The sequence below is a fragment of the Streptomyces albicerus genome, assembly GCF_008905045.1.
GTDB classification, from domain to species: Bacteria; Actinomycetota; Actinomycetes; order Streptomycetales; family Streptomycetaceae; genus Streptomyces; species Streptomyces albicerus.
In genome coordinates, this window is record NZ_VWMY01000030.1 from 20,854 (window position 1) to 35,634 (window position 14,781).

The 14,781-nt window shown below is 72.2% G+C and carries 9 protein-coding genes and 2 pseudogenes; 8 read left to right on the top strand and 3 right to left on the bottom strand.

Annotated features, from left to right (window positions below):
• Positions 1-158 precede the first annotated feature (158 nt).
• The 6 genes and pseudogenes from GAS53_RS26700 to GAS53_RS26725 all read left to right on the top strand — a co-directional run bounded on the left by GAS53_RS26700 (position 159) and on the right by GAS53_RS26725 (position 9,164).
• Positions 159-2,663: a tetratricopeptide repeat protein gene (locus GAS53_RS26700; RefSeq protein ID WP_225859098.1), complete on the top strand. Its 2,505-nt coding sequence runs from the start codon at positions 159-161 to the stop codon at positions 2,661-2,663.
• A 175-nt stretch (positions 2,664-2,838) separates the two neighbouring features.
• Positions 2,839-3,614, top strand: a pseudogene (locus tag GAS53_RS26705) (DUF4142 domain-containing protein).
• 192 nt (positions 3,615-3,806) lie between these two features.
• Positions 3,807-5,180, top strand: coding sequence for a DUF692 domain-containing protein (locus GAS53_RS26710; RefSeq protein WP_151480261.1), 1,374 nt, complete (start codon positions 3,807-3,809; stop codon positions 5,178-5,180).
• A 464-nt stretch (positions 5,181-5,644) separates the two neighbouring features.
• Positions 5,645-6,409: pseudogene (locus GAS53_RS26715) on the top strand (DUF4142 domain-containing protein); the annotation flags it as partial.
• 256 nt (positions 6,410-6,665) lie between these two features.
• Positions 6,666-7,439: a TIGR04222 domain-containing membrane protein gene (locus GAS53_RS26720; RefSeq protein WP_151480263.1), complete on the top strand. Its 774-nt coding sequence runs from the start codon at positions 6,666-6,668 to the stop codon at positions 7,437-7,439.
• A 129-nt stretch (positions 7,440-7,568) separates the two neighbouring features.
• Positions 7,569-9,164, top strand: a complete 1,596-nt coding sequence (locus GAS53_RS26725) for an alpha/beta hydrolase (RefSeq protein WP_151480264.1) — start codon at positions 7,569-7,571, stop codon at positions 9,162-9,164.
• A gap of 80 nt (positions 9,165-9,244) precedes the next feature.
• Here the strand turns inward: GAS53_RS26725 and hemQ are convergent, their stop codons facing one another.
• Both hemQ and hemG read right to left on the bottom strand, forming a co-directional pair.
• Positions 9,245-9,976, bottom strand: a complete 732-nt coding sequence (gene hemQ / locus GAS53_RS26730) for a hydrogen peroxide-dependent heme synthase (RefSeq protein WP_151480265.1) — start codon at positions 9,974-9,976, stop codon at positions 9,245-9,247.
• A 4-nt stretch (positions 9,977-9,980) separates the two neighbouring features.
• Positions 9,981-11,534 (bottom strand): protoporphyrinogen oxidase, encoded by a 1,554-nt coding sequence (hemG, locus tag GAS53_RS26735; RefSeq protein ID WP_151480266.1) that lies wholly within the window; start codon positions 11,532-11,534, stop codon positions 9,981-9,983.
• Between the two features lie 161 nt (positions 11,535-11,695).
• Here hemG and GAS53_RS26740 point away from each other — a divergent pair, with 161 nt between their 5' ends.
• The gene (locus tag GAS53_RS26740; protein WP_151480267.1) at positions 11,696-12,679 is read left to right on the top strand and encodes a DUF4349 domain-containing protein; all 984 of its coding nucleotides are present in this window, start codon (positions 11,696-11,698) and stop codon (positions 12,677-12,679) included.
• Between the two features lie 132 nt (positions 12,680-12,811).
• Positions 12,812-14,212, top strand: coding sequence for an FAD-dependent oxidoreductase (locus GAS53_RS26745; protein WP_151480268.1), 1,401 nt, complete (start codon positions 12,812-12,814; stop codon positions 14,210-14,212).
• Positions 14,213-14,355: 143 nt separating this feature from the next.
• On the opposite strand, the gene GAS53_RS56545 is transcribed toward GAS53_RS26745, so the two are convergent.
• Complete coding sequence (locus tag GAS53_RS56545; protein ID WP_151480269.1) at positions 14,356-14,712, bottom strand: hypothetical protein; 357 nt, start codon at positions 14,710-14,712, stop codon at positions 14,356-14,358.
• Between the last annotated feature and the right edge of the window lie 69 nt (positions 14,713-14,781).

Consider the following 14,781-nt stretch of genomic DNA (forward strand, 5'->3'; position numbering starts at 1 on the left):
TCGGTGCCCCGTTCTCTCGGGGCGTGACTCCATAACAGCCGCGTGGGCTTGCCATGACGACGGCGCTGGGACACCGTGGGACAGCTGAAACGGCCTTGAACAGCGACGACTCGGCCCGGGAAGTTTCCGCCGGGGTGGGACAGGGAGGCGGGGGAACGGTGGTTGCGCAACCGCGGACGGCAAGAGTCAACCCGCACGACCCGCAGGACGAACTGGCCGCCCGGCTGCGCCTGCTCCAGGAGGTGTCCGGGCGCGGCGTACGAGCCCTCGCGCGGGACACGGGCCTCAGCTCGTCGTCGCTGTCGCGCTACCTCAGCGGTCGGACGGTGCCGCCCTGGCCCGCGGTGATCGCGCTCTGCCGCCTCGTCAAGCGCGACCCGCGCCCGCTGCGCCCCCTGTGGGAACGGGCCTCGAACCCCCTGCCGGCGCCCCCGAAGACCAGCCGTCAGGTCCAGCCACCGTCGCCGCCCGCCGGGGCCCCGCGCCCGCCCCGCAACGATCTGCCGCGCGACGTGCCCGACTTCACCGGACGCGAGGCCGGGCTCGCCGCCGTGCTCGCCGCGGTGGACAGCAGCCGGGTGGTCGCCGTCGACGGCATGGCGGGCGTCGGCAAGACCTGTCTGGCGGTGCACGCCGCGCACCGGCTGGCCGCCGACTACCCGGACGCCCAGCTCTATCTGGACCTGCACGGATTCACCGACGGGCAGAGCCCGCTCGATCCCGAGCCCGCGCTGCGGGCGCTGCTCGCGGCGCTCGACGCCCCCTCCGAGAGGATCCCGCAGGAGGGGGGAGTCGAGCCGCTCGCCGCCTACTGGCGGTCCGAACTGGCGGGCCGGCGGGCCGTCGTGGTCCTCGACAACGCCGCCGACGCCGACCAGGTCCGCCCGCTGCTGCCCGGCGCCGGCCCCTCCGTCGCCGTGATCACGAGCCGCAACCGGCTGCTGGGCCTGGACGAGGTGCCCCCGGTGTCGCTGGACGTGCTGAGCGAGCAGGAGAGCGCGGAGCTGCTGGCCCGGGCCAGCGGCGACCCCAGCGGGCCCGACGGGCGGCTGGCCCGGGAACCTCAGGCGGCGGCCGAGGTGCTGCGGCTGTGCGGCCGTCTGCCGCTGGCCCTGCGACTGGCCGCGGCCCGGCTGCGGCACCGGCCGGGCTGGACCGTGGGCATCCTCGTCGAGCGGATGTCGGAGGGCGCGGGTGAGTTCGACGCCGCGTTCAGCGCGGCGTTCGCCATGTCCGTACGGCAGCTGGACCGGGCCCAGCGCCGCCTGTTCCGGCTGCTGGGCCTGCTGCCGGGCTCGTCCTTCGACGAGTACGTGGCGGCGGCGCTGGCGGACGTGCCGCTGCGCGACGCCCGGGCGACGCTGGAGGACCTGCTCGACACGCATCTCGTCCAGCAGCCGGCGGCCGGCCGCTACCGGCTGCACGACCTGGTGCACCAGCACGCGCGCCGGGCCACCACGGAGCAGGACTCATCGGCGGAGCGGGAGCGGGCGCTGGGCCGGGTGCTCGACTACTACGTACACACGGCGGCCGCCGCCGACGCCGCGATGCCGTTCCTGTCCCTGAGCCGGGCGGCCGCCGCGGGCCGGGCCCCGGCCGACCTGCCGCGGTTCACCGACAAGAACGCGGCCCTCGCCTGGTTCGGCACGGAGTACACGAACCTGCTCGCCGCCTTCGAGGCGGCGGACGCCGCCGGGGCCGACACGCACGTGTGCGAGCTGCCGCGCTTCATGCGGTCGTACTTCGCGCGGCGCTGCGGCACCACGATGCTCAACGGCCTCTTCGAGCGGTCGCTGGCCGCCGCGCAGCGCCTGGGCGATCCGCTGCAACTGGCCGAGGCGCACAGCGACCTGGGCTTCGCGCGGTACAACGCGGGCCGGATGGCGGAGGCCGGCGCCGCGTACGAGGCGGCGGCGCCGCTGGTGTCACAGGCGGGAGACACCCTGTCGGAGGCCGAGCTGACCATGCGCCGCGGCTACCTCGGCTGGGACGAGGGGTACGTCGAGGAGCCGCTCGGACTCTTCCGGCTGGCGGGGAAGCTGTACGCGGACGCCGGCTGCCCGATGGGCACGGCCCACGCGACCGCGTACGAGGCCTGGGCGATGCTGCAGCTGGGCCAGCGCGAGGAGGCCGCGCTGCTGGCCCGCGAGGCCCTGGACACCCCGCACGCCGACCCCGCGTGGCCGCCCACGCTGACGGCCCGGATCACGCTCGGCGTGGCCATCGCCCGCGAAGCGCCCGACGAGGCCGTGGAACACCTGCACCAGGCGCTGGCGCTGGCCCGCGAGGACGGCCACAAGCACAACGAGGCGTGGTGCCTCAACTGCCTGGGCGTCGCGCTGCGGCAGATGGGCCGGTACGAGGAGGCGCTGGCCAGGCACGAGGAGGCGTTCGCGCTGCTTGACCAGCTGTTCGAGGAACACTGGAAGATCCATTTCCTCAACGGCTACGGCGAGACCTGCCGGCTGGCGGGCCTGCCCGACCAGGCCCTGCGGCTGCACCGGCAGGCGCTGGAGCTGGCCCCGGAACTGGGCTACCGGAACGAGGAGGCGCTGGCCCACGAGGGGATCGCGGCCGTGCTCGACGCGATGGATCCGGCCGCGGCCGCCGAACACCGGGCTGCGGGTCAGGCCATCCTGCGGGAGCTCGAACCGGGGGCCTGACACGGGGTGTGGAGTGGCCGATCCCGGTCTGAAACAGTGGCCGTGTCCAGTCTGAACAGGGCTCGTGAGAGATTAAACATCGACTGTTGAACATCCCCGCCGTCCCGCATGTATCTCCTGGCGCTGGCCAAGTACAGATTCCCAACGACCAGTTGGTATCCCCCGGGAGGCACCTTTGCGGCGTATCAACGGTACGGCCCTCGTCATCGTGGCACTCGTCGGAACGCTCAGCGTGCTCGCGTTCCCCGTGTGGTCGTACACCGACCGCTCGGGTACCGGGCAGGCAAACCTCGCCGCCGGGACCGTACCGACCCGCTGGGCCCGCTGACCGCCGCCGACCGCGACCTGATCGTCCGTGTGCGGCTGGCCGGTCTGTGGGAGCTGCCCGCGGCGCAGCAGGCGCTCGAGCGTTTCCCCAGCGGTCCGATGAAGGAGGCGGCCAACCACCTGATCGTCGGCCACACCGACCTCGACAAGCGGGTACGGGTCGTCGCGCGGGACCTCGGCGTCGAGCTGCCGAACCAGCCGACCGATCAGCAGCAGGGCTGGCTGCAGCAGATGACGGCGGCGTCGAACCAGGACTACGCGAAGACGTGGGCGAACCTCCTGCGGTCCGCGCACGGCAAGATCTTCCCGGTGATCGGAGCGGTACGGAACCAGACGCGCAACTCGCTGGTGCGACAGCTCGCCTCGGACGCCAACCAGACCGTGCTGGATCACATCACGGTGCTCGAGAAGACCGGCGCGATCGCCAACGATTCGGTGGCCGGCACGACGGCCAGCCCGACCGGTCCTCCGCCGCCGGCGGCCGGGTCGATCCCGCCCGAGGCACCGGCCGTGGTGCCGTCCGGAGACATCGACACCACGTCGAGGCCCTCACCCGGAGAGCCGGGCACGGTCAACACGAACCGGCCGGATCCCGAGGATCCGGACGCCCAGGCCACGCAGTAGCGGTTCGTGGCCGCCGCCTGTCCGGAACGACTCGTGGCCGCCGCCCGTCCGAAAGCTCAAATGTTGCTCTGAACGTCCCCGCCGATGGGTTCGGCCCCGCCTGCCGGGGCCATGACTCCGTCACCGGAACACAGGTCCGTCGAAGGAGACGACACACAGGTCCTGGTGAAACCGTGGCGAAGGAGGGGGACGATGAAGCACTTGGGTACGGGAATCGGATGGCGGCCGGAGATCGCCGACGCCGTGGAGCGCATGCCCGGCATCGACTGGGTCGAGGCCGTCGCGGAGAACGTGTGCCCGGGGCATCTCCCCGAGTCGCTGGTGCGGTTGCGCGAGCGCGGCGTCACAGTGGTTCCGCACGGGGTGTCGCTCGGGCTCGGCGGCGCGGACCGTCCCGACGAGGGAAAGCTCGCCGATCTGGCGGCCCGCGCCGAGGCCCTCGGCTCCCCGCTGGTCACCGAGCACATCGCGTTCGTCCGCGCGGGCGGGGCCCTCACCGCCTCGCCGCTCCTGGAGGCCGGGCATCTGCTGCCCGTCCCCCGCACCCGGGACGCCCTCGACGTCCTGTGCGAGAACATCCGCATCGCCCAGGACGCGCTGCCCGTGCCGCTCGCGGTCGAGAACATCGCAGCGCTGATCTGCTGGCCCGGCGAGGAGATGACCGAGGGCCAGTTCCTGTACGACCTGGTCGACCGCACCGGCGTACGCCTCCTCATCGACGTGGCGAACCTCCACACCAACCACGTCAACCGCGGCGAGGACCCCGCCAAGGCGCTCGACGAACTGCCCGTCGAGGCCATCGCGTACGTCCACGTCGCCGGCGGCTTCGAGCGTGACGGCGTGTGGCACGACAGCCACGCCCACGCCGTGCCTCCGGCCGTCCTCGATGTCCTCGCCGACCTGTCCTCCAGGGTCCGCCCGCCCGGCGTACTCCTGGAGCGCGACGAGAACTTCCCCGAACCGGCCGAGCTGGAGCGGGAGTTGACGGCGATCCGGGAGACGGTGGAGAAGGGCACCGGCTCCGGAGCACGGGACGAGGCGCCGCCCGCTCCTGCCGACGAGCAGGCCTCCGAGGATTCCCGGGACGACTCACAAAGCGATTCCCAGAGCGATTCCAGGAGCGATTCTCGCAAGGCGGCGCCTCCCACCGACCCCGCCCGTCAGCGGCTCGCCCTCGCGCAGGCCGCCCTGCTGTCCGCGCTGGTCGCCGGGACGCCCGTGCCCGAGGGGTTCGACCGGACGCGGCTGGCCGTGCAGGCACGGGCCTTGGCGGGCAAGCGGGCCGACGTCGTGGCCAAGGTCGCTCCCGAGCTGCCGGAGATCCTGGCGGGGGCGTACCGGAAGGCGTACCTGGCGTACGCGCACGGCCACCCGATGACCGACGGCTACCGGCGCGACGCGCTGGACTTCGCCGAGCATCTGCTGCTCAACGGCCGGCTGGAGGACGCGGACGTACGGCGGAGGCTGAGCGACTGGTGGCTGGAGCGCTCGGGCCCCGCCCCGCTGTCACAGCGCCCGGCGGCCCGGCTGGCGCGCGCCACACGACGGGTCCTGCTCAGGCGTTGAGAGGCGACGGGGTCTGGTGAGGCGTTGGGGCTCGTCAGGCTTCTGCTGAGGCGTTGAGTCACGTAAGGCTTCTACTGAGTCGTTGAGAATCGGTCGACGGGAAGCGTAGGGGCCTTCGTCACCGCGTGATATCGCTCACCCGAGCCACAAGAGCGCCGGATTTGTACAGGAACGCGGACCCCTTGGCTGCTCAGCGCGGCCCCGCGGTGGCCGGGCCGCGCGAGCGCGCACCCAGCCGACGCCGGGCGCGCTCCTCGCGTACGCGCCGCAGACGCGACCACGCCGATCACCGGCCGCCCGCCGACGCACGCCCGCCGCCTGCGGAAACACCTCGCCCGCGGCCCGGCATCGCGCTCCCTACTGCCACCGTCCAAACCCGTACCGCAGGTGGCGTACACCGCGCAGTAATATGCCAGCCCATACCCGAAGCGCACTAACGTGCGGTGCCGCAACAGGAGGCACCAATGCGATCCATCAACAGCCGCGGACTGTTCAGCGGCACCGGGCTCATCATCACGGGCCTGGCGGCGACCCTCGTCGCGCTGATCTTCCCGATCTGGTCGTACGCGGACAGGTCGGGCACCGGCGTGGACACACTGAACGCCGAGACCGTGTCGACGAGGTACGGCCCGTTGTCCGCGCTGGACCGCGAGTTCATCACCAAGGTCCGGCTGGCGGGCCTGTGGGAGCTGCCCGCCGGCCAGCAGGCCGAGGAGCGCGGCACCACCCGGGCCGTGAAGACGGCGGGCGAACACCTCGTGGAGGGGCACACGTTCCTGGACGCACGCGTGCGCGACGTCGCCTCGCAGTTGGGGCTCGCACTGCCCAACCAGCCCAACGCGCAGCAGCAGGGGTGGCTCGACACCCTGAGCGCGGCGCGGGGCGGCGACTACGACATGCAGTTCGCGAACATTCTCCGCAAGGCGCACGGCAAGGTCTTCGGTCTGGTCGCCCAGATCCGCGCGAACACCCGTAACTCGCTGGTCCGTGACCTCGCCGACGACGCGAACACCACGGTCCTGGACCACATCGAGGTGCTGGAGGCCACCGGCCTCGTCGACTTCGACGCCCTGGCCCGCGACGCGGCGGCCGCGAGCACGCCCCCGCTCACCAAGTCCCCCGCCCCGCCCGGCCCGACGGACTCCCCCTCCCGGCCCGTCCCGGTCTCCCCGTCCCCTTCGCCGACCTACTCCCTGCCGCCCCCCGCGACCAGCCCACCGCCGGAGGAGGGGAAGGAGGAGTCGAAGGAAGCCGGCGAGTCCAAGGGCGCGAAGGAATCCGAGGCCTCAGCGGAATCCGGGAACGACGACGAGAGCTCCCAAGCGTCCAAGGGCGAGGGCGAGGGCGAGGGCGCGGACAGGTCCCAGGACAAGAAGCCGTAGCAACCGGAGAGCGCCGAAGCGAAACGTCACATAGTGGCGACGCTCCGTCCAAATTGTGAACAAGCCGTGGCGCGCCCGGCCTCCCTTCGCATAGAAATCCCGCATGTTCTGGGTCCTCCTCCTGCTCCTGGCCTGGGCCGCGGCCGGCACGACCTGTACGCGCCTGTGCCTGGCCTCCGTCCGCGCCGCCGCCGTCGACGACACGGAGGCGGGCCACGGACGCCGGCTGACGCTCTATGAGGCGGCGTTCCTGTCGGGCGGCCCCGCGCGGGTCGCCGATCTGACGCTGGTGTCGATGGCCCGCCAGCGCCGGCTGCTGCTCGCCCACACGGGCTGGGCGACCGTCGTGGACCCGCGCGGCCGGGACGAGATGGAGCGCTCGGTGCTGGGCGCGATAGGCCCGGACGGACAGTCGCGGATCGCGCCGGTCCGTACGACCGCGGCCGCCGCCGAGTCCGTACGCGCCCTCGCCGACCATCTCGTCGCGGCGGGCCTCGCCGTGCCGGACGGCGCGCGCACCACCGTCGCGGGAGCCGTGCGCCAGGTGCGGTCCGCCGCGGCGGCCGTGGTGGCGCTGGCCGCCGTCGCCCTGCTCATGCCCTCTCAGGCCCAGGAGAACGAGGCCCTGGTGGCCGTCTGGTTCACCCTCCCCCTCATCCTCACACTGAGCTGCCTCGCCATCGCCCGCATCGAGGTCCACCCCTACACGCGCTGGGCCTCCCCGGCCGGACAGCGCCTGCTCAGCGCCCTGGCCCGTCGCGCGGACAGCGGCAGCGACGACCGTACGTACCTCACCACGGTGGCCGTACGCGGCATCCGCGCGATCGGCGAACCGGACCTGCGGGCGGCCTTCGCGCACCGCGAGCCGCCCGTCTAGAACGCGCCCGGAACACATCTGGAACGCGCATCGGGGTCATTGGGCCGACACCGGCGGGCCGGTGCTTTACTTCGCCAAGTACCAGACGAAATATCCCTTTTATTGCTGCCGTGCACTGAAGGGATAGCGATGAGAGCTGCCATCCTCTACGGAACAGCCGGGTCCTTGGTTCTGAGCGCCCTCGTCGCCGCCCCCGCGGGCAGCGTCCCGCCCGGCTGGGCCGAACTGCACGGCACGGCGGTCGCCGCCGAACGTGCCGCCGCCGAAGGCATCCGCTTCGGCAAGTGCGCCAAGGAGCAGGACGCCCCGGGCCGCCTGCAGTGCGGCACGGTGACGGTGCCGCTCGACTACGCGCACCCCGACGGCAAGAAGATCAAACTGACCGTCAGCCGGGTGAAGGCGACCGGCAAGGACGGCAAGCGGAAGGTCGCACGGCAGGGCTCGCTCGTCTTCAACCCGGGCGGTCCCGGCGGCTCCGGCATGTACTTCCCGCTCATCGGGCTGGTCCCGGAGTGGAAGCGCATCGCGGCGGCGTACGACCTCGTCGGATACGCCCCGCGCGGGGTGGGCGCCTCGGCGCCGCTGTCCTGCCAGGACCCGAAACGGCTCCTGAAGGGGCCCACGCAGTCGCCGACGTACCCCTCGGAGTCCTACAAGAAGGAGCGCATCGCGCGAGCCAAGGCGTACGCGCGCGGCTGCCTCCAGCGTTCGGGACCCGGGATCCGGCACTTCACCTCGCTCAACAACGCCCGCGACCTGGACGTCCTGCGCGCCGCCCTCGGCGAGCGCAGGCTGACCTTCATGGGGGCCTCGTACGGCACGTACTTCGCGGCCCTGTACGCGGAAATGTTCCCCTCGCACGTACGCCGGATGGTCTTCGACTCGGCCGTGAACCCGGACCCGGTGCAGATCTGGTACCGGAACAACCTCGACCAGTCGGTCGCCTTCGAGGGCCGCTGGGCCGACTTTCGGACATGGATCGCCAAGCACGACAAGGTGTACGGGCTGGGCCGCACGCCTGAGGACGTGCAGCGCAGTTACGAGCGGGCGCGGGCGCGACTCGCCGCCGAGCCCGCGGGCGGCAAGGTCGGGCCGGGGCAGCTGCAGAGCGCCTTCCTTCAGGCCGGGTACTACGACGACTACTGGCCGCAGCGCGCGCTGGCGCTCTCCGCGTATCTGAAGGGCGATCCGAAGCCGCTGATCCGGCAGGCGGGGCCGCGCCCGGAGGGGGTGAAGGAGCAGGAGAACGGCAACGCCGTCTACACGGCCGTCGAGTGCAACGACGCACCCTGGCCACGGGACTGGGACGTGTGGGACCGCGACAACACGCGTATCGCGCGCGTGGCGCCCTTCGAGACCTGGGACAACGCCTGGATGAACCTGCCGTGCGCGTACTGGCCGCTGCCGCGCCACCGGCCTCTCGACGTCCGCACGTCATTCGGCGAGCTGCCGCCGACACTGATCCTGGCCGCCGAACGGGACGCGGCCACACCGTACCCGGGCGCACTGGAGATGCACCGACGCCTGTCCGGCTCGGTACTGGTGACCGAGGAGGAGTCGGGCACGCATGGGATCGGCGGCGGGGACAACGCATGCATCAACGCCCACCTGGACGCGTACCTGCTGGAGGGCCGGCTCCCGACGCGACGCGCGACGTGCGCACCACACAAGGAGCCAAGCCCCGCCGCACAATCTGACCAAGCCAAGCTGAAGGCGCCCCATTAGGGGCGCGGGGAACGGCGCGACAAGCCACGACGGACCCGCAGCCAACGCACCGCCCTTCCCGCGGAGCGCATCGCTGAGGGTTACGCGAGACCCTCGACCAGCTCAGCCACCGACTTACGACGGCCCGTGTAGAACGGGACCTCCTCGCGGACATGCATCCGCGCCTCGGACGCACGCAGGTGCCGCATGAGGTCAACAATGCGGTACAGCTCATCGGCCTCGAAGGCGAGGATCCACTCGTAGTCCCCGAGGGAGAACGACGCGACCGTGTTGGCCCGCACGTCCGGGAAGCCGCGCGCCATCTTGCCGTGGTCGGCGAGCATCCGGCGACGGTCCTCGTCGGGCAGCAGGTACCAGTCGTAGGAGCGGACGAAGGGGTAGACGCTGATGTAGTTCCGGGGCGTCTCGTCGGCGAGGAACGCCGGGATGTGCGAGCGGTTGAACTCCGCCGGCCGGTGCAGCGCCATGTTCGACCAGACCGGCTCCAGGGCGCGCCCCAGCTTCGTACGGCGGAAGAGGTTGTACGCCTCCTGGAGCTGGTCGGCGGTCTCGGCGTGCCACCAGATCATGAGGTCGGCGTCGGCGCGCAGCCCCGACACGTCGTACGTGCCACGGATCGTGACGTCCTTGGCGGCGAGCTGGTCGAAGAGATCCTGGACCTCGTCCGCGTAGCCCGCGCGGTCCTCGGGGAGCACGTCGCGCAGCTTGAACACGGACCAGAGGGTGTAGCGGATGACCTCGTTGAGGTCCTTGGCCTTCTTGCCGGCGTTCGGGATCTTGGCCGGGCCGGTGGTGGGGGCGTCGTCACTCATGGGGCTATTCTCCCGCTCCGCCGTGCAGGCTCTGCACCGGGTTCGCGATCAGCGCATCGGTGAGTCCGGCGCGGTCGCCGGTCAGCTTGTCCACGGCGGCGTTCGCGCTCGCGACGCAGGCCGGGATGCCGACGCCGTCGTACGCCGCTCCGCACACGGCGAGGCCCGGCAGCTTGCTGACGTGCTCGCGGATGCGGGCCACACGCGCGTAGTGCCCCACCGGGTACTGGGGCAGGCCGTCGTTCCAGCGCGTCACGCGGGTCTCCACGGGCTCCGCGTCCAGGCCGGTGGCCTCGCGCAGGTCGTGCCGGGAGACGTCGACGAGGTCGGCGTCGTCCCGGCCGAGGATCTCCGTCTCCCCGTACCGCCCGACGGACGTCCGCAGAACGACCACGCCGGGGTTCTCATCGGCGATCCACCCCCACTTCTGGGACGCGAACGTCGACGCCTTGATGGTGCGCCCGTCAACAGGCGGCACCAGAAAACCGCTCCCTACAGGGAGGCTGATTTCGCTGCGTCGGTAGGCGAGGGTGATCAGCGCCATGGACGCGTACTCGACGGCCGCGAGCTCGGCCGCGGCGGCGGGGGCCTCGGCGCCGAGCAGCGTCGCCGCGGCCCCGGCGGGTACCGCTACGACGACGGCGTCGGCGTGGAACACACGGCCTCCGGCCACGACGCGCCAGCGCGGATGCCCGCTCCGGGCGGCCGCCGGCGGCCGGCGGCCCTCGGCCTCGGGACCCGGCAGCCCGGCAGCCGCCGCGCCCGACATCTCGCCCTCCGCACCCTCGGCCCGCCGCAGTTCCCTCACCGGTGTTCCCGTCAGGATCTCGCCCCCGCGCGCCCGCACCGACTCCGCGACGGCGAGCGGGAGTTGGCCGATGCCGCCCTCGATGCCCGTGAAGACCGGCCCCGTCTGCTGATTGCGTGCGGCCTTCGCCTGGATCTCGCGGACCGCCTCCGTCAACGACGTGTGCGTACGGGCCGCTTCGAAGAGCTGGGGGACGGCCGAACGCATCGAGATGCGGTACGCGTCGCCCGCGTAGACGCCGCCGAGCAGGGGCTCGATGAGGCGGTCGACGACCTCGCGGCCGAGGCGCTCCGCGACGAACTCGCCCACCGCCACATCGTCGCCGACCTCCGTGCGCGGCAGGTCGCGGTCGCGCTCGATACGGCGCAGTCCTTCGTCGGACAGAACCCCGGACAGGGCGGCGGCATCACCGGGCACACCCATCACGTGGCCCTTGGGCATGGGCCGCAGTGCCCCGCGCGTCCAGATCGACGCGCTCGCCGTCGCGGGCGGCTGGAGCCGGTCGGCGAGGCCCGCCTCGCGGGCGAGCGCCACCGCCTCGGGACGCCGGGCGAGCATCGACTCGGCGCCGAGATCGACCCGAGCGCCCGCGATCTCGCCGGGCAGCAGCTTGCCGCCGAGCCGGTCCGAGGCCTCCAGAACGGTCACGCGCGCGCCGACGTCCAGCAGCCGGTGGGCGGCGGCCAGACCGGCGATGCCGCCCCCGATGACGACGACATGACCGGTGCCCGTACGTGTGTCTGCGTGCATGTCTCCACTGTCCCAGACCCCTCCGACAGTCCCGCGGGCCCCCGGTGTCCGGTACGAGTCCGGACCGTGACCTCTTCGGGACCGGATTCGGCCAACGTCGCGCCCCGCTCGGGCGTCGAAGGAGCGTCAGTCATCACGACACCCTCGGGGGGGAAGCCGACATGCAGACGCGTGGCAGTGGCACAACCAGGCACCGGTCCGCACGACCTGTCCAGATCCTTTCGGCGCTGCTCCTCGCCGCGGCCCTCGCGCTCACGGGGTGCACCGGCGCGGACGACGCAGGCAGTTCGGACTCGGCCGCCGGGGCCAAGCAAGACAGCAAGGGGGGCGCGGGCGCCGCCGAATCCAGGACCGACGGCGGCAGCGCCGACCAGGCCGCCGCGCCGCCGAAGCCGATCACCGCCCACATCATCCACACCGCCTCCCTGACCGTGCAGGTCAAGGACGTGCCGAAGGCGCTCGGCGAGGCCCGCACCGTGGTCGAGAACGCGGGCGGCATGGTCGGCGACGAGACCACGGACCGCGACTCCAAGGGCCGCGAGCGCTCCCGTGTCGTCCTGCGGGTGCCCGCGGACCGGTACGCGGAGGTGCTCGCCGACCTGGAGGGCTCCGGCAAGCTCCTCGAACGCACCGCGAAGGCGCAGGACGTCACGGAGCAGGTCGTCGACGTGGAGAGCCGCGTCAAGTCGCAGCGGGCCAGCGTGGCACGGATCCGCGAGCTGATGGACCAGGCGACCAAGCTGAGCGATGTGGTCACCCTGGAAGGCGAGTTGAGCACCCGTCAGGCCGACCTGGAGTCCCTGCTGGCCCAGCAGGCGTCCCTGAAGGACCGTACGAGCCTGGCCACGATCACCCTCTCGCTGTCGGAGACGCCGGTGAAGAAGACGGCCGAGGACGAGGACCCCGGGTTCGTGGACGCGCTCGCGGGCGGCTGGGACGCGTTCGTCACCATGTTCCGCTGGATCGCGCTGGCGCTCGGCGCGGTGCTGCCCTTCCTGGTGGGCGCGACGCTGCTGCTCCTCCTGTGGATGCGTTTCCTGCGCGGCCGGACGCCGAGCCGCCCGGTCGCGGCGACCCCGGGCGCGGGTCCGGGCTCGCTGCCGGTCGCCCCGCCCGTACGGCGAGAGGGCGACGACGAGGACTGAGCAGTACTGGTCGGGATGGAACTGAGCAGTACTGGTCGGGACGGAGGAGTACTGGTCGGGACTGGACAGGCCTGCGCAGGGCGGGGCAGGGCCGAGCAGGCCTGAAATGCGGGGCCCCCGTAGCGTGTTCGTATGAACATGAGCCGTGTGAGCCGTGCCAAGGAACGCCTGGTGGTCGTCGGAGGGGACGCGGCGGGCATGTCCGCCGCGTCCCAGGCGCGCCGGTTGAAGGGCCCCGACGAACTGGAGATCGTGGCGTTCGAGCGGGGCCACTTCAGCTCCTACTCGGCGTGCGGCATCCCGTACTGGGTGGGCGGTGACGTCTCCGACCGGGATGAGCTGATCGCCCGGACACCGGAGGAGCACCGGGCACGCGGGATCGACCTGCGGATGCGTACGGAGGTCACGGAACTCGACGTCGCGGGCGGCCGCGTACGCTCCCGCGACCTGGAGTCCGGGGCGGAGGCGTGGACGTCGTACGACAAGCTCGTGATCGCGACGGGCGCGCGCCCGATCCGGCCGCCGCTGCCCGGCATCGACGCCCCCGGCGTGCACGGCGTGCAGACCCTCGACGACGGGCAGGCCCTCCTCGACACGCTGTCCCGTACGGCCGGCCGCCGCGCGGTCGTGATCGGCGCGGGCTACATCGGCGTGGAGATGGCCGAGGCGCTGCTCAACCGCGGATACGAGGTGACGGTCGTCAATCGCGGCCCGAAACCCATGTCCACACTCGACCCGGACATGGGCCGTCTGGTGCACCAGGCCATGGAGGGCCTGGGCATCACGATGGTGAACGACGCCGAGGTCACCAAGATCCTCACCGGCGAGGACGGCCGGGTCCGCGCGGTCGCCACGGAGGACGCCGAGTACCCGGCGGACGTGGTGGTGCTCGGCATCGGCGTACGCCCCGAGACCACGCTCGCCGAGGCCGCGGGCCTGCCGCTCGGCGGCCACAAGGGGCTGCTGACCGACCTGGCGATGCGGGTGCGCGGGCACGAGAACATCTGGGCGGGCGGCGACTGCGTCGAGGTCCTCGACCTGGTCTCGGGCCGCGAGCGCCATATCGCCCTCGGCACCCACGCCAACAAGCACGGCCAGGTGATCGGCGCGAACGTCGGCGGCGGCTACGCCACGTTCCCCGGCGTCGTCGGCACAGCGGTCAGCAAGGTCTGCGACCTGGAGATCGCCCGCACCGGCCTGCGCGAGAAGGACGCCCGCCGGGCAGGCCTCCAGTTCGAGACGGTCACCATCGAGTCGACAAGCCGCGCGGGCTACTACCCGGGCGCCGACCTCATGACGGTGAAAATGCTCGCCGAACGCCGCACCGGCCGCCTCCTCGGCGTCCAGATCGTCGGCCAAGAAGGCGCCGGCAAACGCGTGGACATCGCCGCGGTGGCCCTCACCGCCTGCATGACAGTGGAACAGATGACAGCCCTGGACCTCGGCTACGCCCCACCGTTCTCCCCGGTCTGGGACCCGATCCTGGTAGCGGCCCGCAAGGCGGTAGGCGCGGTGCGGGCGGGGGGTTCGTAGCCCGAGGGGGGCGCCCCCTCAGGGGCGCGGGGAACTGCGCGACAAGCCCCCACAGGCCGGTGGCCAAGTGACAGCCTCAGCCCCCCAGGGGCGCGGGGAACTGCGCGATCAGCCCCCACACACCCGCAGCCGGCAAACGCCCCTCAGGCACCTTGCGCAGTCCCGGACCCATTCCCATTGATCTTCTCGATGGCCTGCCGAGCCTGCTCCCCAGGCGACCGCGGCAACGAAGAAACCGCGGACACCGCAGGCTGAGACACGGCAGCCGGCGCCCCCTGGGGCGCCCCCTGCGGCGGCCGCGCATGCGACCCCGCCACACGCCCCCGCAGCCGATGACTCGCCGCCTCGTCCAACGTCACAGGTCGCTGCATACTGGCGGCCAGCCGACCCGCCTCCTGGCCGAGCGCGGCCACGTCCTCCCACGACAACCTGACCACGAGGGCGAGTTCCGCCTCTCCGTCCGGCGTGGCGACCATCGGCTGAGTGACTCGGTCGTTCATGGACCTGTTCCTCACGTGTTGCTTGGATCACGGGCGGTTGCCGAAACATACGCACACGCCCGCGCTCCC